The following is a 20,001-nucleotide window of genomic DNA, read 5'->3' as shown; positions in this document are numbered from 1 at the left end:
TGGCCGCAAGGGCCGGGAAGGGAAATTTGATGGCGAAAGCGCAAAACGCCGAACTCGTCTTCGTGCCGCTCGGCGGCGTCGGCGAGATCGGCATGAACTTCGCCCTTTACGGCTATGGGCCGCCTAGCGCGCGCGAGTGGATCGTCGTCGATGTCGGCGTGACCTTTCCCGACGCAGCGCACCCGGGCGTCGACCTGATCCTGCCCGATACGCGCTTCATCGAGGAGAACCTCGCCGGCCTGCGCGGCATCATCATCACCCACGCGCATGAAGACCATTACGGGGCGCTGCTCGACATCTGGCCGAAGCTGAAGGCGCCGGTGTGGATGACACCGTTCAGCGCCGGACTGCTGGACGCCAAGCGCCAGGGCGAGCAGGGCGCGCCGAAGAAAATTCCGGTGACGATCTACCGGGCAGGCGAAACATTCACTGTCGGCCCGTTCTCGATCGAGGCCATTCCGGTGGCGCACTCGATCCCCGAGCCGATGTCGCTGGCGATCACCTCGCCGGCCGGCACCGTCATCCATACCGGCGACTGGAAGATCGATCCGGAACCGACGATCGGTCCGAAAACCGACGAGGCGCGGTTTCGCGCCTATGGCGACAAGGGTGTGCTGGCGCTGATCTGCGATTCCACCAATGCGCTGCGCGAAGGCGAATCGCCGTCGGAAGTGGCGGTGGGGGAAGGCCTCAGGGGCGTCATCCAGAGCGCTGTCGGCCGTGTCGCCGTCACCACCTTCTCCTCCAATGTCGGACGCATCGTCTCCATCGCCAAGGCGGCGCGCGATGCCGGCCGCCAGTGCCTGGTACTCGGCCGCTCGCTCAAACGCGTCATCGATGTCGCCGGCGAGCTCGGCTACATGGACGGGCTGCCGGAGTTCATCGCCGAAGAGGATTTCGGCTTCATCCCGCGCGAGAACCTGGTCATCATCTGCACCGGCAGCCAGGGCGAGGCGCTGGCGGCACTGGCAAAACTGTCGCGCGACGAGATGAAATCGGTGTCGCTGACGGCCGGCGACACGGTGGTGTTTTCCTCACGCACCATTCCCGGCAACGAGAAGGCGATCCTCGAGATCAAGAACCGCCTCATCGACCTCGGCATCAAGATCATCGAGGATGGCGACGCGCTTGTGCATGTCTCCGGCCATCCCCGCCGCAGCGAATTGCGCAGGATGTATGAGTGGGTGCGGCCGCAGATCGGCGTTCCCGTGCATGGCGAAGCCGCGCATCTGGTGGCGCAGGGATCGCTGATGTCGACGTCGGGCATCGGCCAGGTGGCGCAGGTGCGCGACGGCGACATGCTGCGGCTGGCGCCGGGTCCGGCCACGATCATCGACCAGGTGCCGTTCGGCCGCATCTACAAGGACGGCAGGCTGATCGGCACCGACCAGGCGATGGGCATACGCGACCGGCGCAAGCTATCCTTCGCCGGCCATGTCGCGGTCAATGTCGTGCTCGACGACAAATATGAGCTCGCCGGCGATCCCGATCTGGTCGCCATCGGCGTCGCCGAGGCCGATGCCCGTGGCGAAAACATGGAAGATCTGATGCTCGACGCGGCCGTCGGCGCGGTAGACTCGATCCCTCGCCAGCGCCGCAAGGACCTCGATCTGGTGCAGGAAGCGGTGCGCCGCGCCGTGCGCGGCGCCGCCAACGAGGCCTGGGGCAAGAAGCCGCTGGTGACGGTGTTTGTGACGAGGTGAGGGAATAGGCAGTAGGCGGTAGGCAGTGGAGAAAAATGCAGATGTATCACTACTGCCTACTGCCCATTTCCTACTCCCTTAACTTGTGGAGCACTTCATGCTGGGACGCCTGAACCATGTAGCACTTGCCGTGCCGGACCTGGCCGCGGCGATTGCGGCCTATCGCGATACGCTTGGCGCGAAGGTCACCGCGCCGCAAGCGCTGCCCGAGCATGGCGTTACCGTGGTGTTCGTCGATGTCGGCAACACCAAGATCGAACTCCTGGAGCCGCTGGGCGAACGGTCGCCGATCGCGGCCTTTCTGGACAAGAACCCCTTCGGCGGCATGCATCATGTCTGCTACGAGGTCGGCGACATCCTTGCCGCGCGCGATCACCTCAAAGCAAGCGGCGCCCGCGTGCTGGGCGACGGCAATCCCAAAACCGGCGCTCACGGCAAGCCGGTGCTGTTCCTGCATCCCAAGGATTTCTTCGGCACGCTGGTCGAACTGGAGCAGGCATGAGCTGGATTTCGTTTGCCGCGCTGTTCTTCATCACATGGTGGCTGATGCTGTTCATCGTGCTGCCGTTCAGCGTCAAGACGCAGGATGACGACCAGGACGTGACGCTGGGCACGGTTGCGAGCGCGCCGCGCGGACCGCATATGCTGCGCGCCGTGATCCGCACCACCATCGTCACGGCTGTCGTCATGGGGGTTTTCTACAGCCTGACGCACGGGCTGGGTTACAGCCTCGACGAAGTCCCGCACATCATCCCCGAAGCCAGCCAGGCACCGGCTAACTAAACACTTTCACGCCGGCAGATCGGCTGGGATGTTTGTGCCTGTTTCGGAGCGCCAAACTCAGGTTTTGTCTCACCAGCTTGCGATGCGCAATAGGCGGCCAGGCATGGCCCACCCGTATTAGAATCACGACTGGGCATCAGGCTGACGCAAGCTCACGTGATTTGGGAACAGGTTGATCTAACCAGATGATCGGGCAAAAAAAATGCAAGGCACAAGGCCTTGCAATTTAAACGCGTTCCGATCTGTTTTCCGGTTTCCGGCGGCAGCGGGTAACCGCGCCTAGATCGCATCCTCCCAAGACTTTGACCGCGTAGGAGAGCAGATTTTTCTCTACCCTCTCGGTTATCGGGGCACACTAGCCTAACCCTGATGAAATTGTCACGCAGAATTTTGCCCGCAATCGGGCAATCTGTGCTGCAGTGCACAATAGTGCGGCAGGCTCTGCTTGCGAAACGAACAACACCGGGGCTGCCGCCTTAATCTGGTCAGGTGTGCCGCGTCGCCCGGACGCGCAAAGCGTGTGTGAGCACTTCGGAGTCAGGTCATCATTTTGTATCAAAAGCATTATCGTTTTCGGTGCGAAGGTCTTTGGAAGAAGAATCGATTTTTGCGATTTCCGGCCGATGCGGCCGGTCGGGTTTCCATTCCGTCACGAAATAGCTATGAAGCCGGGGCAAGCAAGCCAGCCGCGCCGATTCCGGCGCAGCCTCCTCTCTCACGGACCTGTCCATGCGTTTGTCGCAGTTTTTCCTGCCCATCCTGAAAGAAAATCCGCGCGAGGCCGAGATCGTCTCGCACCGGCTGATGCTGCGTGCCGGCATGATCCGCCAGCAGGGGCAGGGCAGCTTTTCCTGGCTGCCGCTGGGCAAGCTGGTGCTGGACAAGGTCTGCCGCATCATCCGCGAGGAGCAGAACCGCGCCGGCGCTTTGGAAATCCTGATGCCGACCATCCAGTCGGCCGATCTGTGGCGCGAAAGCGGCCGCTATGACGATTACGGCAAGGAGATGCTGCGCATCAAGGACCGGCAGGACCGCGACATGCTTTACGGTCCGACCAATGAGGAAGTGGTCACCGAGATCGTGCGCGCCTACGTCAAGTCCTACAAGGACTTGCCGCTAAACCTCTACCACATCCAGTGGAAGTTCCGCGACGAGGTGCGGCCGCGCTTCGGCGTCATGCGCTCGCGCGAATTCCTGATGAAGGATGCCTATTCCTTCGACCTCGATTTCGAGGGCGCGAAGGCCGCCTATAACCGCATGTTCGTATCCTATCTCAGGACGTTCACGCGCATGGGGCTGCAGGCCATTCCGATGCGGGCCGACACCGGGCCGATCGGCGGCGATCTCAGCCATGAATTCATCATCCTGGCCGACACCGGCGAGAGCCAGGTCTATTGCGACCGCGAATATCTGTCGCTCCAGGTGCCCGGCGAGAAAACCGACTTCGGCAATGACGGCGAGATCGCCGACATCGTCAAAACGTGGACGACGCCTTACGCCGCCACCGACGAGATGCATGACGAGGCGGCCTGGGACAAGCTTGGCGAAGCCGACCGGGTCTCGGCACGCGGCATCGAGGTCGGCCACATCTTTCATTTCGGCGACAAATATTCCAAGCCCATGGGCGCCAAGGTGACCGGGCCCGACGGCAAGGATCATTTCGTTTCCGGCGGCTCCTACGGTATCGGTCCGTCGCGGCTGGTGGCAGCGATCATCGAGGCCAGCCATGACGATAACGGCATCATCTGGCCGGAAGCGGTGACGCCGTTCGACATCGGCCTGATCAACATGAAGGCCGGCGACGCCGAGTGCGACCGCGTCTGCGGCGAGCTCTACGCCGCCTTCACCAGCGCCGGCAAGGATGTGCTTTACGACGACACCGACCAGCGGCCGGGCGGCAAGTTCGCCACCGCAGACCTGATCGGCCTGCCCTGGCAGGTGATCGTCGGGCCGCGCGGCGTGGCCGCCGGCGAGATCGAGATCAAGAACCGCCGGACCGGCGAGCGCGAGACGCTGCCGGTCGCGGAGGCCAGGAAACGCTTCGGTGCAACCGCATGAGCGAAGCCGCGGCAGCGAAGTCTTCGGTAGCCCAGTCTCCGGTTGGCAAGTCTCCGGTCGCCAAATCTCCGGTCGCCGGCCCGTTCTCCATGTTCGAACGCATGGTCGCCTGGCGTTATTTGCGGTCGCGCCGCAAGGAGACGGTGATCTCGGTCATCGCCTCGATCTCCTTCCTCGGCATCATGCTAGGCGTCGCCACGCTGATCGTCGTCATGGCTGTCATGAACGGGTTTCGAGCCGAACTTCTGACCCGCATCCTCGGCGTCAACGGCCATCTGATCGTGCAGCCGCTGGATTCGCCGCTTGAGGACTATGCGCAGGTCGCAGCCCGCATCAACGGCGTGGCCGGCGTCAAATACGCGATCCCGCTGATCGACGGCCAGGTGCTGGCGCAAGGCAATGTCGGCGGCGGCATGGGCGCGCTGGTGCGCGGCATACGCGCCGAGGATCTCGGCAAGATCGCCATCGTCGCCAAAAACGTCAAACAAGGCACGCTTGACGGTTTCGACTCCGGCGAGGGCGTCGCCATCGGCAAGCGTATGGCGGAAAATCTCGGCCTTGTGCTTGGCGACACCATCACGCTGATATCGCCGGATGGCGACGTCACGCCGATGGGCACGACGCCGCGGCTGAAGGGCTACAAGGTGGCGGCGATCTTCGAGGTCGGCATGTCGGAATATGACAGCTCCATCGTCTACATGCCGTTTTCCGAAGCGCAGCTCTATTTCAACATGGACGGCAGGGCGCAGACGATCGAGATCTATGTCGACAATCCCGATAATGTCGACGCGCTGAAACCGCTGGTCGATGCGGCGGCGCAACGGCCGATCGACATGGTCGACTGGCGCCAGCGCAACGAGACGTTCTTTTCAGCACTGCAGGTCGAGCGCAACGTCATGTTCATGATCCTGACGCTGATCGTGCTGGTGGCGGCGCTCAACATCATCTCCGGCCTGATCATGCTGGTGAAGGACAAGGGCCACGATATCGCCATCCTGCGCACAATGGGCGCCTCGCGCGGCGCCATCCTGCGCATCTTCCTGATGACGGGCGCTGCGATCGGCGTAACCGGCACGCTCGCCGGCGTGCTGCTCGGGGTGCTCATCTGCACCAACATCGAATCGATCCGCCAGTTCTTCTCCTGGATGACCGGCAAGGTGCTGTTCAATCCGGAACTCTATTTCCTCAGCCAACTGCCGGCAAAGATGGACCCACGCGAGACCACCTACGTCATCCTGATGGCGCTCGGCCTGTCCTTCCTTGCAACCGTGTTTCCGGCATGGCGCGCCGCACGGCTCGATCCGGTCGAGGCCTTGAGATACGAATGAAGTCCGAGATCATTATCGAGCTGAAGAGCGTCGAGCGGCACTATGTCCAGGGGCCGCGCAAGCTCACCATTTTGAACGGCGCCGACTTTTCGCTGAAGCGCGGCGAGATGGTGGCGCTGGTGGCGCCGTCGGGCACCGGCAAGTCGACGCTGCTGCACACGGCGGGCCTGCTCGAGCGCCCCGACGCCGGTGACGTCATTCTGGCCGGCCGCGCCTGCGGACGGCTCTCCGACGACGAACGCACGGCAATCCGCCGCAACGATGTCGGCTTCGTCTATCAGTTCCATCATCTGCTGCCGGAGTTTTCGGCACTGGAAAACATCATGATGCCGCAGCTGATCAAAGGGCTTTCGCGCAAGGAGGCGTCGGAGCGCGCAGCACAGCTGCTCGACTATATGCAGATTGGCAAGCGCGCGTCGCACCGGCCGTCGGAGCTGTCCGGCGGCGAACAGCAGCGCGTCGCCATTGCTCGCGCGGTCGCAAATGCGCCCTTGCTGCTTTTGGCCGACGAGCCGACCGGCAATCTCGACCCGGTCACCGCGTCCTATGTCTTCGAGGCGCTTGGCGCGCTGGTCAAGCAGTCCGGACTTGCCGCGCTGATCGCCACCCACAATCACGAGCTCGCCTCGCGCATGGACCGCCGGGTGACGCTGGCGGACGGCAAGGTCGTTCCGTTGTAGGCCCCAACTGGTGCGTGTCGGCCGATCGCAAAGGCATGCGATGCGCCCTCCGTCAGCACTGCCGTCACCCCGTCAACCTTTCCTTAACCCTGCCCAAACCGGCTGTCAGGATTTGTCGGCATGCCGCTTTCCGCTCATTGACTTTCGAACAAAGTTAGAACAAAATACGAACATAGCAACAACAGGAGAGAGTTATGAGCGATCTTGTTCAGGACGTCGTTTCGTTGGTGTGCATGAGTGCGTTTCTGGTTTCCATGGCCGTCTGGATCGGCGCCATGTGATGCAACTGCTGTTCGCCGTTTAGGCGGGCAGGAGGGCGTTGTGCCGTTAAGCCTTTCTTGCCGCCGTGCCGCTAGGGTGCCCTGCCAAATACAGGGAGCAAAACCTCAGGTGTCGCCGATCGTGACGTCCCTTCTCGTGGCCGGTAATCTCGGATTGATTTTCCTTTTGATGACCGCGCCGCTCGGTTTGCGCACGGTGAGGCTCAGCCGCGTGGTCGCAATGGACCGGCAGCGCCTCTGGCAGGCGCTGTGGCCGCTCGGCAGCGATGCCGGCTGGTCCGGCGAGATACTCTCGGCCCAGCCGCTGGACGGGCAGGGCACGACCCGCATCCTGCTGTCCTGGGAAGGCCGCGACGGCCAGCCGATCGAGCGCGGGTCGCGCTTCGAGGACGTCGTCGAAGGCAGTCGTTTTTCGATGCGGGTCATCGAGGATACCGCGCTCGACGCGTCGTTCTGGAAGGATTTTTACGAGACCACTGAACTCACCTCGGAAGGTGCCGGCACGCGGGTGACGCTCAGCCAGACCGATCGCTATCGCGGCGTCGCCTTCCTGGTGTTCCGCTACTTCGCCATGCGCCGCGAGCTCGGCAAGCTGGAGATCTGGGCGAGGACCGGACAGTATCGCAAGGGCGGCTGGTTCGAGCATCCGCTGAGCCAGGTCGGTTTCGCCGTTCTGTCGGCTTTCATCCTTTGGCCGTTCTTCGGGCTCAATCTCGGCGGCCTGGCGCTGGCCGCGATCCTGACCTCGGTGGTTGCCCTGCATGAGCTCGGCCACATGGCGGCCTTTCGGCTAACCGGTCATCGCAAGGCGCGGATGATCTTTATCCCGCTGCTCGGCGGCATCGCCATTGGCGGCCGGCCTTATGACAGCCGCTTCGAGGTCGCCTTCGTGGCGCTGATGGGCGCTGGTTTTTCCGCGTTCCTGGTACCGCTGCTGATCGTCGCCAGCGGGCTCGCATCCGGCGAGGGACATCGGCTCGCCGCGGCCCTTCTGGCGACGCTTGCCGGCTTTGCCGCGCTGTTCAACATCGCCAATCTGGTGCCGGTGTGGAAATTCGACGGCGGTCAGGTGCTGCGCCAGATCTGCCCGGGGCCGGTCGCCCTGGCGCTCGCCTCGTTTTCCCTGCTCTCGGCCTTGCTATGGCTTGGCTGGCTGGCCGGCTTTTCCCAAAGCTTTCTGCTGGTGGCGGGCGCCGTCTTTGCCATCCTCAGCCTGATGACAGTGGGTAGCGGGGTAAAACCGCGCCACGAATTGAAGCCGATCCGCATCTTCGACCGTTTCGCCATGGCCGGCGCGCTGCTGGCCGTCTTCGCCATTCACGGTTTCGGGCTGTTGTGGGCCTCGGCGCGGTTGCTTTGAGCGTTGGTCGAGGCGAGACTCAGCCGGCCTTGCGAGCCGGTTCTGCAGAAGTTGACTCCGCTGCCCCGAAAACATCCTCGAAGGCGGATTTCAGCGCCAGGTCGAAATCGCCCATGGTCACGGGCAGGCCGAGGTCGACGAGGCTGGTGACGCCGTGATCCGGCACGCCGCATGGCACGATGCCGCTGAAATGGCTGAGATCCGGCTCGACATTGACGGCAATGCCATGAAAGCTCACCCAGCGCCGCAGCCGGATGCCGATGGCCGCGATCTTGTCTTCAGCCGGCGAGCCGTCGGGCAGGGACGGGCGCTCGGGCCGCACCACCCAGACTCCGACGCGGTCCTCGCGGCGTTCGCCGCGCACATTGAAGGCGGCAAGCGTGCCGATGATCCACTGCTCGAGCGCGGCGACGAAGGCGCGCACATCCTCGCGCCGGCGCTTCAGGTCAAGCATGACATAGGCAACCCGCTGCCCCGGCCCGTGATAGGTGTATTCGCCGCCTCGCCCCGCGGCAAAGACCGGGAAACGGTCGGGGTCGATCAAGTCCTCGATGCGGGCGCTGGTGCCGGCGGTGTAAAGCGGCGGATGCTCGACCAGCCAGACCATCTCGGCGGCCGCACCCGTGCGGATCGCCTCGGCGCGCGCTTCCATCAGGGCCAGCGCATCGGTGTAGCCGGTCAGGCCGGGCTCGATGCGCCATTCGACCGGCGCCGAACCCGGCAAGGGCAGGAACGACGTGGCGATCTGGCTGCGTTCGGTCATGGCTTTTTCGTTTTTCGCGTGACGCACGCCGGCTTGGCGAAACCGGCTTGCGCTCTGGGGCCAAATGCATTTGCCCTTCATATGGCGGTATCCGGCTGAAACGTCCAGTTCGCCACGCATTTCGGCCTTCGCGCACGACCCCGAAGATAGGAACGATCTTCGGAAAGGATCATGCGCCAAATCAAAGTGCTGCAGCGTCCTTTGCGCGTCCCACAGGACGCGCGGCGCTGTAGAGGCCGATATGCCAATTTGCGGCGATTATTGCGCGCCGCGCCCTTGTTTCGCCGGAAACGATTTGCTACACGCCGCGAGCCGGTTCGTTCCGGCTCCTACCACGGGCGGTCGTGGCGGAATTGGTAGACGCGCAGCGTTGAGGTCGCTGTGGGGCAACCCGTGGAAGTTCGAGTCTTCTCGACCGCACCATAATTTTTCGGCCATTGAAATCATTGCGGCTTCTCAGGCCGTCGACGCCAAATCATCGCCTTTGGCGCTTGAACCGGCCGCAGCAGAGTTGCAACAAGAGGTCGCAGAGCCGCACGCGAACGCCATTTGGCTCGCACCGGCCAGCCTCCTGCACCGAGTCCCCGGCTTTGACGGTGGCGGGGCAGGGGATGTGGGTGACCTAAGCGGCGCGTCGTTGCGGGAAATGGAGACCCGGACGGGCTCGACGAGGGTCAACGGCCGTCACGACGGTGTGGTGGTGATCGCAGTAGACGCGATCCGGCGACGTCGGCCCGGCACAAAACCGGTAACCTCCGGGTACCGAGCGGTCTTCGCTCACCGGGAAGCGGCACTGGTTGAGGCCTAGCTGAATGAGGGGGACGTCTCTCGACGCTGGTCGGATATTTTCACGCATGATGGTTTTCAGTTCCTGGTTCATAGCCCTTGCCGGCTGACGACCGCGATGCGACCCGTCGGAGCGAGCTTCTCTCGTTTTGGAGGCTGTGGACCACATATGGTGCTGATCGCACCGTCAAAGAAGCCCGGCGCCCCGCTTCTGAAGCCAAATCGTTTGCGACTTAAGGCCACACCCGCGAGCGCCCGAAGCACCTGTCCGGCCGGGATTTGCCGGCGCGTCGTTGCATAGCCTCAGTCCGTCGCCGCCGATCGCTTGAAGACGATGGTGACCCTGGTTCCCTCGCCGGCACTCGACTTGACGTCGAATTGCGCCTTGGCATTTTCGGTCAGCGACCGCGCGATCAGGGAGCCGAGCTTGCCGGGCTTGGGCCAGGTCTCACCCGTCGGCAGACCGATCCCATCATCGGCGACAGTCACCCGGCAACCATCGCCGCTGACGACGCTGTGCAGCGTGATCGTGCCGCCCTCGCGCCCGACGAATGCATGTTTGAGAGCGTTGGTCAGCAACTCATTGACGACCAGGCCTGTCGGCATGGCAACGTTGATGGATACCGGATAGGTATCCACCTTAAGGTCGAGGCGGATACCTTCGACTGCGTGCGACGCCATGACGGCGGACGCGATCTGGCTAAGATACACACCAAGATCCACCTCATCCTTCTGCTGGTCAGCCGACAAGGTCTGGTAAAGGATTGCCAATGCGTCTACCCGGCCGGCAAGCCTTTCGAAACGCTTCTGGTCCGGTTCGGTGGCGTTGCGGGTTTCCATCCGGATCAAAGCGGTGATCATCTGCAGATTGTTTTTCACCCGGTGCTGCAGTTCGCGCAACAGGGTGTCCTTCTCCCGGATTAGCTCTTCCGCGGGTCGCGCGTCCTCGGTCTCACCGTGTGCCGTGACATCGACAAGCGCCACCAGCCGGAAGCAGAGCTTTCCGTTGTCGTCCTCGATCACGTTGGAATAAACGTCGACGATTGCCGGCTTGTCCTCGCCGCGCTCAAGACGAAATGTGCCGACGAAATCGGTGTCTTCAACAACAGCCTCGGCGAGCGGCCTGTCCTTCTGCCGATGAAGCCCCCTGCCGGAAAGGGCCGCCCAGTTTTCCCGCGCAAGCTTCGGCGCCTTGAGGTCCGAGAGCTTCTCGAATTCGGGATTGGCGTAGACGACACGCTCCTTCGCGATCAATTCCGAGACGGCGATCGCGATCGGCATCTGGTCGAGAAATTTCTTGAACTGGTCGCTTTCCAGCGCGGTGGCGAGGTCAGGCGTATCGAGCAATTGCTCGACAGCGTCAGCCTTATCGGAGTCTGTCATCTCGGCGCCTGCGTGATGCGTGGAAGCCATCAATATCAGGCATGCAATTCACCCGCCATCTCCAATATCGAAGGGATACGACAGCGTCACTACTGGTGCGGGCCGCGTCGCGCAGGGCTCCACCGCCTGCTGCTCACGAGCGAATTGGACAGAAGGCATTTTTCTCAGGGCCGCCGAACTTTGAAAAGAAATGTCTATGGAATTTGTAGAATTACGCTTTGAATGGGATCTCGGTACTGCTCGCCGGCCTTGGCGGCCTTCGCCTCCTGAGTTGAGATCAGTGCTCTCGTTACCAAGCAAGTCGGCTCCCGATGAGGGAGTTGCTCCGCCGATCGCTGTGCGGCCGGCAGACGGCGGAGCATTGCCAGCAGCCCCGCGGCTTTAGAGGAAGAGGTTCCCATGACCAGACTTACCCCCGTAGAGCAGATCATCCCGGATGCCGATATTGTCCCGCTTACCGGACGCGTCGGCGCAGAGATCAGGAACATTCGGCTCTCCGGCGACCTGCCGCAGCACACGGTCGCGGCGATCAACCAGATCCTGTTGCGGCACAAGGTGGTGTTCTTCCGCGACCAGGCGCATCTCGACGATGCCGGGCAGGAGCGCTTTGCCCAGCGTCTCGGCGACCTCGTCCCGCATCCGACGCAAGGTCCCGTCAAGGGAACGGCGTCCATTCTCGAACTCGATTCCAGCCGTGGCGGCGGTCGCGCCGACCAATGGCATACCGATGTCACCTTCGTCGACGCCTATCCGAAATTCTCCGTTCTTCGCGGCGTCGTCATACCGCCGGCCGGCGGCGACACCATCTGGTCGAACACCGCGGCCGCCTATCAGGACCTGCCCGAGCCGTTGAAGCTGCTGGCCGACAATCTCTGGGCGGTGCACAGCAACGCCTACGATTACGCCGCGGTGCGGCCGCGTGCGAGTGCTGCGGAAAAGAAGCACTTCGAGGAAATCTTCACCTCGACGATCTACGAGACCGAGCATCCCGTTGTCCGCGTCCATCCCGAAACAGGCGAGCGCTCGCTGCTGCTCGGCAATTTCGTGCAACGGCTGATCGGTCTTTCCAAAAGCGATTCGGCGAAGCTCTACGAGGTGTTCCAGTCCTATGTCACGGCGCCGGAGAACACCGTGCGCTGGCGCTGGAAGGCCGGCGATGTGGCGATCTGGGATAACCGCGCGACGCAGCACTACGCCGTCAACGATTACGGCGACCAGCACCGGGTGGTCCGTCGCGCCACGGTCGACGGCGACATTCCGGTCAGCGTCGACGGCCGCCGCAGCGCCACCCGCACCAAGGTCGCGAAGCCGGCAGCCGACAAGGCGGCATGAGGCGCGGTCGAACGCGAAGGCCGCTGTTCAGGCGGCCTTCTTCATACGTGACAGCGTATCGGCGACCACCTCACCAAACGAGGACGGCGTCGGCACGATGATCACCCCGGCGTCCTTTAGAATCTCGACCTTCTCCTGCGCCGACTCGCCGAAGGCCGAGATGATGGCGCCGGCGTGGCCCATGCGGCGGCCTTTGGGGGCGGAGAGGCCGGCGATGTAGGCGATCAGGGGCTTGCGCATATTATCGCGCGCCCAGATCGCGGCTTCGGCTTCCTGCGGTCCGCCGATCTCGCCGATCATCACCACGGCGTCGGTGTCGTCATCCTGTTCGAACAGTTTCAGCACGTCCTTGAAGGAGGAGCCGTTGATCGGGTCGCCGCCGATGCCGACGCTGGTCGAGACGCCGATGCCGAGCGACTTCATCTGCGACGCCGCCTCGTAGCCCAGGGTTCCCGAGCGGCCGACAATGCCGACGCGGCCGGGGAGGTAGATGCTGCCGGGCATGATGCCCATCAGCGCCTGTCCGGGCGTGATGACGCCGGCGCAGTTCGGGCCGATCAGCCGCATGCGGTCCTCGTAGCGGTAGCGCAGCATGTAGCGCTTGACCTGCATCATGTCCTGCGACGGGATGCCGTCGGTGATGCAGACGCAGAGTTTAATGCCGGCGTCCGCCGCTTCCATGATCGAATCGGCGGCAAAGGGCGGCGGCACGAAGACGATGCTGGCCTCGGCGCGGGTCTCGCGCACCGCGCCCTTGACCGTGTTGAAGACAGGCAGGCCGAGATGCTTCTGGCCGCCTTTGCCGGGGGTGACGCCGCCGACCAGCTTGGTGCCATAGCGTTTCATGTCGTCGGCATGGAAGCTGCCGATCTTGCCGGTGAACCCCTGGACGATGACGCGGGTGCTGCGGTTGAGCAGGATTGCCATTTTCTCGACCTCCCTAGAGCATGATGCCGAAAAGTGTGAAGCGGTTTTCGGACGACATCATGCTCCATCTGTTTGATTTTAGAGACGGATTCAGATTTCAGGTCGATTCGACCTGAAATCATCCGGCTCTAGGCTGCTTTTTTCTTGGTGGCCGAGCGCCATGCGGCGACGGCTTTTTCGGCGGCTTCTGCAAGCGTGCCGGCAACGATCACCGCCTCGCCGGAATCAGCCAGGATGCGGCGGCCTTCCTCGGCCCTGGTGCCGGAGAGACGGACCACCAGCGGCACGTTGACGCCGACCTCGCGGATCGCCTTGATGACGCCTTCGGCGACCCAGTCGCAGCGGTTGATGCCGGCAAAGATGTTGACCAGGATGGTCTCGACATTCTTGTCGCCGAGCACGGCGCGGAAGGATTTCGCCACCCGCTCCGGCGAGGCGCCGCCACCGATGTCGAGGAAGTTGGCCGGTTCGCCGCCGGCGATCTTGATCATGTCCATGGTCGCCATGGCGAGCCCTGCGCCATTGATGATGCAGCCGATGTTGCCGTCGAGGCCGACATAGGAGAGGCCACGGTCGCTGGCAAAAGTTTCGCGCGGATCTTCCTGGCTTTTGTCGCGCAGCTCGGAGATTTCCGGCCGGCGGAACAACGCGTTCTCGTCGAACGACATTTTGGCGTCGAGCGCGATCAGATTGCCGTCGCGGGTCACCACCAGCGGATTGATCTCCAGCATCGAGGCGTCGTAGTCGCGGAACACCTGATAGCAGGCGAAGATGGTTTCGGTCGCCTTGCCGATCAGATTGTGGTCGAGGCCGAGCCCGAAGGCGATCTCGCGCGCCTGGAAACGCTGCATGCCGACGCCGGGATCGACCGATGTGCGCAGGATGGAGTTCGGTGCCTTCTCGACGATGTCCTCGATCTCCATGCCGCCGGCAGCGGACGCCACGATCATGACGCGCTCTTCCTTGCGGTCGAGCACGAAGCCGACATAGAGCTCCTGCGCGATATCGACGGCTTCCTCGAGATACAGGCGCGAAATCAGCTTGCCGCGCGGGTCGGTCTGCTGTGTCACCAGCTTGCGGCCGAGCATGCCCTCGGCCGCGCTGGAAATCTCCTCGTCATTGGCGCACAGTTTGATGCCGCCGGCCTTGCCGCGGGCGCCGCAATGCACCTGCGCCTTCAGCACCCATTTGGCGCCGCCGATCTCGCGGGCCCTGTAGGTCGCCTGCTCGGGGCTGTAGGCCAGCCCGCCGCGCGGCACATGCACGCCGTGGCGTGCCAGCAGTTCCTTGGCCTGATATTCGTGGATGTCCATTTTGTCCTCCCTGAACAGTCAATGCGTGGCGACGCGCGGCTCGCTAGAGAATTGGCTGGCCCGTTCGATTGCCTCGTTGACCACCAGAACATTGCGCGCCATGCGTTCCGACGCTGCGTCGATCATCTTGCCGTCGAGTGCGGCCGCTCCCTTGCCCTGCGCCTCCGCCTCCTTCAGCACTTCGAGGATGCGCCGGGCGCGGGTGACCTCTTTTTCCGGTGGAGAGAAGACGTCGTTGGCAAGCGCGATCTGCGAGGGGTGGATCGCCCACTTGCCTTCGATGCCCAGCGCCGCCGCGCGCCTGGCGCCGGCGATGTAGCCCTCCGGATCGGAGAAGTCGCCGAACGGCCCGTCAATGGCGCGCAAGCCATAGGCGCGGCAGGCGACGGTCATGCGCGACAGAGCGAAATGCCACTGATCGCCGGGATAGTCGGGGTTGAGGCCGCCAATGTTGACCGTGCGCGCCTTGCAGCTTGCCGCATAGTCGGCGACGCCGAAATGCATGGCTTCCAGCCGGCCGGGTGTCGCGGCAATCGCCTCGACATTGGCCATGCCGAGCGCGGTCTCGATCAGCGCTTCGAGGCCGACGCGGGTCCTGAAACCCTTTGCCATCTCGATCTGGTTGACCATGGCCTCGACCATGTAGAGGTCGGCCGGCACGCCGACCTTCGGCACCAAAATGGTGTCCAGCCGGTCACCGGCCTGCTCCATGACGTCAACCACGTCGCGGTACATGTAGTGCGTGTCGAGGCCGTTGATGCGCACCGAGACGGTCTTGCCCTTGGCGCGCCAGTCGATGTCGTTGAGCGCCTGGATGATGTTCTTGCGGGCGCGTTCCTTGTCGGGCGGGGCGACCGCATCCTCGATGTCGAGGAAGATGAAGTCGGCGGCGCTGTTGGCCGCCTTGTCGATCATTTCCGGGCTGGAGCCTGGAACCGCCAGCTCGCTGCGCTGCAGCCGTAATTTCTTGAGGTGGTTGATGGTGTGGCTCATTGTCGGCTCCTCAGGCGGCTTCGGCGACCGGCACGGCGGCCGAGGCGCGGAAGTGCTGGATGGCGGCGCCGACGCCGGAGCCGGGCGCCAGCCGTACGCCGCAGTCGAGCAGCGCCATTTCGGCGGCCGAGAGCGAGGCCAGCACCATCACCTCGTTCAGCCAGCCGAGATGGCCGATGCGGAAGACCTTGCCGATCACCTTGTTGAGGCCGCCGCCGAGCGCGGTCTGGTATTTCTGGTAGGCGCGCTTGACCACATCGCCGCTGTCGACGCCGTCCGGCACCAGGATGGCGCTGACGGTGTCGGAGTGCCATTTAGGCGTCTTGGCGCAGAGCTTCAGGCCCCAGGCGTCGACCGCCTTGCGCACGCCTTCGGCGAGGCGATGGTGACGGGCGAAGATGTTTTCCAGCCCTTCCTCGGCGATCAGGTCGAGCGAGGCGCGCAGGCCGCGCAGCAGCTGAGTAGCCGGCGTATAAGGGAAATAGCCGGCGTCGTTGGCGCGGATCATATCTTCGAAGGAGAAGAAACAGCGGCGGTGGGTGGCGCTCCGCGAGGCCACCAGCGCCTTCTTGCTGACGGAGAGGAAACCGAGGCCGGCGGGCAGCATGAAACCCTTCTGCGAGCCGCTGACCGCGCAATCGACGCCCCATTCCTCCTGGCGAAAGTCGATCGAGCCGATCGACGAGACGCCGTCGACGAAGAGCAAAGCAGGGTGGTTGGCGTCATCGAGCGCGGCGCGGCAGCCGGCGACGTCGCTGGTCACGCCGGTCGCGGTCTCGTTTTGGGTGCAGAAGACTGCCTTGATGCGGTGCGCCTTGTCGGCCCTGAGCCGCTCGGCATAGAGCTCGAGCGGCACGCCGGTTCCCCATTCGCAGTCGATGACATCGACCTCGAAGCCGAGCCGTTCGGCCATGTCGACCCACAGATGCGAGAACTGGCCGAAGCGCGACATCAGCACGCGGTCACCGGGGCTGAGCACATTGGTCATCGCCGCTTCCCAGGCGCCGGTGCCGGAGGAGGGATAGATGAAGACGCGGCCGGTCTCGTTCTTGAACACCGTCTTGATGTCTTCGAACAGCGGTAGCGTGAGATCGGGGAAGGATGCTGCACGCATGTCCTCCATCGGCAGGTTCATCGCCTGCCGGACCTGTTCGGGGATGTTGGTCGGTCCGGGAATGAAAAGATGGGTGAAACCGGCCATGTCGCGAACTCCTCCTGATCCAGCAAAGCGGTGATGGGGAGTTTCGTTACGACGGCTAAAGGCGACAACACCTCAAGGGGTAACATCTTGCCGCGCGCGGGTGGGGCTTGCCTACCCGGGTGACCTACCCGTGGCCAGTCGCTCGCCTACCCCAACGGCTGCTTCTGGGTACGCCTCTCCCGCGCGTAGAGCGCGACGGCCATCGCCCGGTTGCGGACGTCGAGCTTGTCGTAGAGGTTCTTGAGGTGGTATTTCACCGTGTTCTCCGAAATCCCGGTGCGCGTCGCGATCTGCAGATTGGTCCAGCCGTCGGACAGCACCGCCAGCAGCTCGCGCTCGCGCACGGTGAGCAGCGACAAGGGTGTGTCGTTGACCTTATTGATGTCGATGTAGGGGATGCAGATGCGGCCATGCGCGACGGCCAGGATGGTCTCGAAGATGATCGCCGGATCGTCGAACTGGAAGCAGTAGCCCTGGGCGCCGAGCCGCACGCACTGCTTCAGGATGCCGATGTCGTGGTCGTTGGAAAACACCGCGATGCGCACGCCGAGCTTGCGGCTGTGAACCTCGGCCAGCACATCGGCGCCGTCCATGTCGGAGAGCTTCCAGCCGATAACGGCGACGTCGAATTCCGCTTCGGCTGCCAATTCCAGAAAATGCCTGCCGCTTTGCACGCAGGCCCTGAGATCGAAGCGCCCGTCGCAGTCCAGCATGTCGCGCAGCGCCGATATGACGAGCGGATTGCGTTCGGCCACGACCACGCGCACGCGCCGTTCCTCGATTGCCTTCTGCGTCTGCGACCTGATCTTCAAGGGCTTCCGGCTGTTCTGGTTGTCGCCTGGGCGGGTCCGGCCTTTGCCTGGACCTGCATCATGACAATTCTGCCCCAACCGTGCTGGGGTGCTCTTTCCCCAGCGACATGTGCTGTCGCGCCGCCTGAATCCTGGGCGGCGTCATATCCTGATGAAATCGCTCTCTCCCCATATGCCGGGCGGGGCGCATTTCGTTTGATATTCCCGTGCGTTGCGCGCTAGACCTGACAGGCACCTTTTCCGAAATTCCCATGGCGGGAGCCGCTGGTGGAACGCCAGGACGACCACACGACCGGCGCCAAAGCCGCTGACGACGCCCACGCCGACATCTATGGCGAGGACGGCGCCGTCCTGTCATCATTCCTGGCCCAGATCGGGGCGGCGATCGCCGATCGCGATACGCTGACGCTGAAGCGCGAAGTCGACGACCTGCACCAGTCGGAACTTGGCGATCTGCTGGAGGCCCTGCACCCCGAACAGCGTCGCGCCCTTGTCGAACTGCTCGGCGCCGATTTCGACTTCTCGTCGCTGACCGAGGTCGACGAGGCGATCCGCCGCGATATCGTCGACAATATGCCCAATGAGCAAATTGCCCAGGGCATGCAGGACCTCGATTCCGACGACGCGGTCTACATTCTCGAAGACCTTGAAAAGGAAGACCAGGACGAGATCCTGTCGCAGTTGCCGTTCACCGAGCGGATCAGGCTGCGCCGCTCGCTCGACTACCCGGAAGAGACCGCCGGTCGCCGCATGCAGACCGAGTTTGTCGCCGTGCCGCCGTTCTGGACCATAGGACAGACCATCGACTACATGCGCGAAGACAAGAACCTGCCCGAGCGCTTCAGCCAGATCTTCGTCATCGATCCAAGCTTCAAGTTGCTCGGCGCCATCGACCTCGACCAGATCCTGCGCACCAAGCGCACGACCAAGGTCGGAGACGTGATGCACGAGACGAGGCACGCCATTCCGGCCACCATGGACCAGGAAGAGGCGGCGCGGGACTTCGAGCAATACGATCTTCTGTCCGCCGCCGTCGTCGACGAGAACGAGCGGCTGGTCGGCGTGCTGACCATCGACGACGTCGTCGACGTCATCCAGCAGGAGGCCGAGGAAGATCTGCTGCGCATGGGCGGCGTCGGCGACGAAGAGTTGTCCGACAGCATTCTTTCGACCTCGCGCTCGCGCGTGCCCTGGCTGCTGGTCAACCTGTTGACGGCGTTCCTGGCGGCATCGGTGATCGGCCTGTTCGACCGCACCATCGAGCACATTGTGGCACTGGCCGTGCTGATGCCGATCGTGGCCGGCATGGGCGGCAATGCCGGTTCGCAGACCATGACCGTCACGGTACGCGCGCTGGCGACCAGGGATCTCGACATCTACAATGCCGGCCGCATCATCCGCCGCGAAATGGGCGTGGGTTCCATCAACGGCATCATCTTCGCCGTGCTGATCGGCATCGTCGCGGCCGTCTGGTTCCGCGATCCCAATCTGGGCGGCATCATAGCGGCGGCGATGATCATCAATATGTTCGTGGCAGCCCTTGCCGGTATCCTGATCCCGCTATTGCTCGACCGGTTCAAGATCGACCCGGCGGTGGCGTCGGCGGTTTTCGTCACTACGGTCACCGACGTCGTTGGCTTCTTTGCCTTCCTCGGGCTGGCCACCTGGTGGTTCGCTATCCCTTGAGAAAGAGGCGTTGCGGGTTCAATTGACTTTTACGTAAATGTGGTGCGAGGCTTGCGCGGGGTTTCATGCCGAGTCCGGCTTGGAACGGGGTTGATCGGAATGCGTTGGAAATCCCGGGCGACCGGGCGTTTTCCGATGTTCCGACATTTGGAGCAAAGATGCGGGAATATTATTCGATCACCGAACTGACCCGCGAATTCGACGTGTCGACGCGGACGCTGCGCTTCTATGAGGACGAGGGGCTGGTGCAACCGGTCCGGCGGGGCCGCACAAGGCTGTTTCGCCCATCTGACCGGCATCTGATCCGTCAGATCATGCGCGGAAAACGGCTCGGCTTCTCGATCAACGAGATCCGCGAAATCATCCAGATGTACAAGGAACCGCCCGGCGAGGTCGGTCAACTCAACCTGATGATCAAGCGCATCGAGGAAAAGCGCGAGGATTTGCGCCAGAAGCGCCGCGATCTCGAGGAGACGCTGGCGGAGCTCGACCAGGCGGAGGAGTCTTGCGTCGAGCGGCTGGTGGAGTTGGGGGTAAATACCTGAGCGGATCGTCGAGCGTTTGCGCGCCCGTCGCAAACGTTCGCGATTAGCGGAGCCCTTCCACACTTCG

18 protein-coding genes and 1 tRNA gene are annotated in these 20,001 nt (G+C 63.3%); 11 read left to right on the top strand and 8 right to left on the bottom strand.

Annotated elements, in window-relative coordinates:
* The first annotated feature begins 29 nt into the window (after positions 1–29).
* The 7 genes from AC3EML_RS23900 to AC3EML_RS23870 all read left to right on the top strand — a co-directional run bounded on the left by AC3EML_RS23900 (position 30) and on the right by AC3EML_RS23870 (position 8,193).
* Positions 30–1,703 (top strand): ribonuclease J, encoded by a 1,674-nt coding sequence (locus AC3EML_RS23900; protein ID WP_023739141.1) that lies wholly within the window; start codon positions 30–32, stop codon positions 1,701–1,703.
* A gap of 97 nt (positions 1,704–1,800) precedes the next feature.
* Complete coding sequence (mce, locus tag AC3EML_RS23895; RefSeq protein ID WP_352521997.1) at positions 1,801–2,205, top strand: methylmalonyl-CoA epimerase; 405 nt, start codon at positions 1,801–1,803, stop codon at positions 2,203–2,205.
* Positions 2,202–2,486, top strand: a complete 285-nt coding sequence (locus tag AC3EML_RS23890; RefSeq protein ID WP_023670803.1) for a DUF1467 family protein — start codon at positions 2,202–2,204, stop codon at positions 2,484–2,486. The genes mce and AC3EML_RS23890 overlap by 4 nt, the downstream gene beginning before the upstream one ends.
* Before the next feature lie 729 nt (positions 2,487–3,215).
* Positions 3,216–4,544, top strand: coding sequence for a proline--tRNA ligase (gene proS / locus AC3EML_RS23885; RefSeq protein ID WP_023670802.1), 1,329 nt, complete (start codon positions 3,216–3,218; stop codon positions 4,542–4,544).
* Positions 4,541–5,872 carry a lipoprotein-releasing ABC transporter permease subunit gene (locus AC3EML_RS23880; RefSeq protein WP_023731225.1) on the top strand — a complete coding sequence of 444 codons (1,332 nt, stop codon included), beginning with the start codon at positions 4,541–4,543 and terminating at the stop codon, positions 5,870–5,872. Before proS ends, AC3EML_RS23880 begins: the two co-directional genes overlap by 4 nt.
* Entirely contained in the window at positions 5,869–6,552 is a 684-nt protein-coding gene (locus tag AC3EML_RS23875; RefSeq protein WP_023685211.1) for an ABC transporter ATP-binding protein, read from the top strand. Before AC3EML_RS23880 ends, AC3EML_RS23875 begins: the two co-directional genes overlap by 4 nt.
* A gap of 390 nt (positions 6,553–6,942) precedes the next feature.
* Positions 6,943–8,193: a peptidase M50 gene (locus AC3EML_RS23870; RefSeq protein ID WP_023733800.1), complete on the top strand. Its 1,251-nt coding sequence runs from the start codon at positions 6,943–6,945 to the stop codon at positions 8,191–8,193.
* A gap of 19 nt (positions 8,194–8,212) precedes the next feature.
* On the opposite strand, the gene lipB is transcribed toward AC3EML_RS23870, so the two are convergent.
* Positions 8,213–8,956 (bottom strand): lipoyl(octanoyl) transferase LipB, encoded by a 744-nt coding sequence (gene lipB, locus AC3EML_RS23865; RefSeq protein ID WP_023670798.1) that lies wholly within the window; start codon positions 8,954–8,956, stop codon positions 8,213–8,215.
* Between the two features lie 338 nt (positions 8,957–9,294).
* On the opposite strand from lipB, the gene AC3EML_RS23860 reads away from it, so the two are divergent.
* Positions 9,295–9,379 (top strand) — tRNA-Leu (locus AC3EML_RS23860).
* A 199-nt stretch (positions 9,380–9,578) separates the two neighbouring features.
* On the opposite strand, the gene AC3EML_RS23855 is transcribed toward AC3EML_RS23860, so the two are convergent.
* Both AC3EML_RS23855 and AC3EML_RS23850 read right to left on the bottom strand, forming a co-directional pair.
* Positions 9,579–9,911: a GcrA family cell cycle regulator gene (locus AC3EML_RS23855; RefSeq protein WP_081731649.1), complete on the bottom strand. Its 333-nt coding sequence runs from the start codon at positions 9,909–9,911 to the stop codon at positions 9,579–9,581.
* A 134-nt stretch (positions 9,912–10,045) separates the two neighbouring features.
* A complete protein-coding gene (locus AC3EML_RS23850; protein ID WP_352521996.1) occupies positions 10,046–11,125 on the bottom strand; it encodes a sensor histidine kinase in 1,080 nt (359 codons plus the stop codon).
* A 399-nt stretch (positions 11,126–11,524) separates the two neighbouring features.
* Between AC3EML_RS23850 and AC3EML_RS23845 the strand changes: the two genes are divergently transcribed.
* On the top strand, positions 11,525–12,457 hold the full coding sequence (locus AC3EML_RS23845) for a TauD/TfdA dioxygenase family protein (RefSeq protein ID WP_352521995.1): 933 nt from the start codon (positions 11,525–11,527) through the stop codon (positions 12,455–12,457).
* Positions 12,458–12,484: 27 nt separating this feature from the next.
* Here the strand turns inward: AC3EML_RS23845 and sucD are convergent, their stop codons facing one another.
* The 5 genes from sucD to AC3EML_RS23820 all read right to left on the bottom strand — a co-directional run bounded on the left by sucD (position 12,485) and on the right by AC3EML_RS23820 (position 17,703).
* Positions 12,485–13,384: a succinate--CoA ligase subunit alpha gene (sucD, locus tag AC3EML_RS23840; RefSeq protein ID WP_352521994.1), complete on the bottom strand. Its 900-nt coding sequence runs from the start codon at positions 13,382–13,384 to the stop codon at positions 12,485–12,487.
* A gap of 128 nt (positions 13,385–13,512) precedes the next feature.
* The gene (locus AC3EML_RS23835) at positions 13,513–14,697 is read right to left on the bottom strand and encodes a malate--CoA ligase subunit beta (RefSeq protein ID WP_023815517.1); all 1,185 of its coding nucleotides are present in this window, start codon (positions 14,695–14,697) and stop codon (positions 13,513–13,515) included.
* An 18-nt stretch (positions 14,698–14,715) separates the two neighbouring features.
* Positions 14,716–15,690, bottom strand: a complete 975-nt coding sequence (locus tag AC3EML_RS23830; protein ID WP_023670793.1) for an HpcH/HpaI aldolase/citrate lyase family protein — start codon at positions 15,688–15,690, stop codon at positions 14,716–14,718.
* A gap of 10 nt (positions 15,691–15,700) precedes the next feature.
* Entirely contained in the window at positions 15,701–16,891 is a 1,191-nt protein-coding gene (locus tag AC3EML_RS23825) for an aminotransferase class V-fold PLP-dependent enzyme (protein ID WP_023731220.1), read from the bottom strand.
* 146 nt (positions 16,892–17,037) lie between these two features.
* Positions 17,038–17,703, bottom strand: a complete 666-nt coding sequence (locus tag AC3EML_RS23820; RefSeq protein WP_023690292.1) for a response regulator transcription factor — start codon at positions 17,701–17,703, stop codon at positions 17,038–17,040.
* Positions 17,704–17,970: 267 nt separating this feature from the next.
* Between AC3EML_RS23820 and mgtE the strand changes: the two genes are divergently transcribed.
* On the top strand, positions 17,971–19,389 hold the full coding sequence (gene mgtE, locus AC3EML_RS23815; RefSeq protein WP_023690975.1) for a magnesium transporter: 1,419 nt from the start codon (positions 17,971–17,973) through the stop codon (positions 19,387–19,389).
* A 158-nt stretch (positions 19,390–19,547) separates the two neighbouring features.
* The gene (locus tag AC3EML_RS23810) at positions 19,548–19,934 is read left to right on the top strand and encodes a MerR family transcriptional regulator (protein WP_023685221.1); all 387 of its coding nucleotides are present in this window, start codon (positions 19,548–19,550) and stop codon (positions 19,932–19,934) included.
* Positions 19,935–20,001: the final 67 nt, after the last annotated feature.

Source organism: Mesorhizobium sp. P170090 (assembly GCF_057786115.1).
The sequence above is the reverse complement of the archived record's forward strand: the minus strand, read 5'-3'. Positions and strand labels throughout refer to the sequence as shown.

Coding starts and splice junctions, on each gene's coding strand:
- AC3EML_RS23845 (WP_352521995.1), top strand. CDS start 11,525: ATGACCAGACTTACCCCCGTAGAGCAGATCATCCCGGATGCCGATATT.
- AC3EML_RS23835 (WP_023815517.1), bottom strand. CDS start 14,697: ATGGACATCCACGAATATCAGGCCAAGGAACTGCTGGCACGCCACGGC.
- lipB (WP_023670798.1), bottom strand. CDS start 8,956: ATGACCGAACGCAGCCAGATCGCCACGTCGTTCCTGCCCTTGCCGGGT.
- proS (WP_023670802.1), top strand. CDS start 3,216: ATGCGTTTGTCGCAGTTTTTCCTGCCCATCCTGAAAGAAAATCCGCGC.
- AC3EML_RS23875 (WP_023685211.1), top strand. CDS start 5,869: ATGAAGTCCGAGATCATTATCGAGCTGAAGAGCGTCGAGCGGCACTAT.
- AC3EML_RS23900 (WP_023739141.1), top strand. CDS start 30: ATGGCGAAAGCGCAAAACGCCGAACTCGTCTTCGTGCCGCTCGGCGGC.
- AC3EML_RS23850 (WP_352521996.1), bottom strand. CDS start 11,125: ATGACAGACTCCGATAAGGCTGACGCTGTCGAGCAATTGCTCGATACG.
- AC3EML_RS23855 (WP_081731649.1), bottom strand. CDS start 9,911: ATGTGGTCCACAGCCTCCAAAACGAGAGAAGCTCGCTCCGACGGGTCG.
- AC3EML_RS23830 (WP_023670793.1), bottom strand. CDS start 15,690: ATGAGCCACACCATCAACCACCTCAAGAAATTACGGCTGCAGCGCAGC.
- sucD (WP_352521994.1), bottom strand. CDS start 13,384: ATGGCAATCCTGCTCAACCGCAGCACCCGCGTCATCGTCCAGGGGTTC.
- AC3EML_RS23810 (WP_023685221.1), top strand. CDS start 19,548: ATGCGGGAATATTATTCGATCACCGAACTGACCCGCGAATTCGACGTG.
- AC3EML_RS23825 (WP_023731220.1), bottom strand. CDS start 16,891: ATGGCCGGTTTCACCCATCTTTTCATTCCCGGACCGACCAACATCCCC.
- AC3EML_RS23890 (WP_023670803.1), top strand. CDS start 2,202: ATGAGCTGGATTTCGTTTGCCGCGCTGTTCTTCATCACATGGTGGCTG.
- mce (WP_352521997.1), top strand. CDS start 1,801: ATGCTGGGACGCCTGAACCATGTAGCACTTGCCGTGCCGGACCTGGCC.
- AC3EML_RS23880 (WP_023731225.1), top strand. CDS start 4,541: ATGAGCGAAGCCGCGGCAGCGAAGTCTTCGGTAGCCCAGTCTCCGGTT.